Below are 1,031 nucleotides of genomic sequence, written 5' to 3' on the forward strand. Positions count from 1 at the left end.
CTACCAGACTGCTCCATCCCGCATCAACGAGTTAGCTTTATACGCCCTAAGCGACCACAAAGCAAACTTTATTTGAAATTTAAGCACTTATAGTATTAACGAAATTCAAAATATCTTAAGCCTACCCTAAAATTGCTTCAGTTATAAATGCTGGATGAGATGCTCGATAGAGGCTCAATCTTCTCTTTTCACCCTCTAAAAACAACTTGGGTTCTTCCGACCATATTGATTTTCCTGAGATCCAGCCCGGTGACCTGGTCCGTCGCCGTGGCGATGGTGCCGGTGCCGGTGACAGGCGCGCCGCCGCCGTCCGAGGTGATGGTGAAGGCATAGGTTGCCCCGACCTCGGCCCCGGCGAAGGTAAAGCCGGTGGCGGTCTCGTTCGCGACATTGACCGGATCGTCATCCAGCGTGGCGGTGTAGCCGGAGGGCGCAACCGTGTCCTTGGACGCGCTGGCGGTGGCCTGCGGCGCGGGGTTTCCTGCCGGGTCGGTGGAGTCGGCGGTGACGCTGAGCGCGCCATCGGCGAGGCCGGTCAGGTCCAGCGTGAGGGACCATGTGCCGCCGGTGACGCTGGCCGTGCCGGTGACGCTGCCGCTGGCGGCATCGGCCACCGCGATGGCCACGTCGGCGCCGTCGGGCAGATCGCTGGAGGTGCCGGAGATCACGACCGTTGCCGCCTCGGCGGCGTTGATCACGTCATCGCCCTCGATCGGGGTGTCGATGGCCAGGACCGGGGCATTGGTATCCTTGGTCGCGGTTGTCGTCGCGGCCCCGCCGGTGTTGCCCTTGAAGTCGGTCAGCGTGACGCTCAGCGTCAGGGTGCCGTCGGCCAGGCCGGAGAGGTCAAGGCCCGTAACCTGCTGGGTCGCGCTGGTGATCGTGCCGGACCCGGTGACCGGCGTGCCGCCGCCATCGGAGGTGATGGTGTAGTCAAAGGTGACATCCGTCCCGGTCACGCCCGGCCCGACCTCTGCATCGGCAAAGGTAAAGCCGATGGCGGCCTGGTTGGCGATGTTCACCGGGTCCTG

At 62.9% G+C, this 1,031-nt stretch carries 1 pseudogene; it reads right to left on the bottom strand.

Annotation, left to right across the window (positions count from 1 at the left end):
• Positions 1 to 188: 188 nt before the first annotated feature.
• Positions 189 to 1,031: pseudogene (locus tag PVW46_RS03595) on the bottom strand (hypothetical protein); the annotation flags it as partial.

This window comes from Mameliella sp. AT18 (assembly GCF_028807275.1).
Taxonomy (GTDB): Bacteria; Pseudomonadota; Alphaproteobacteria; order Rhodobacterales; family Rhodobacteraceae; genus Antarctobacter; species Antarctobacter albus.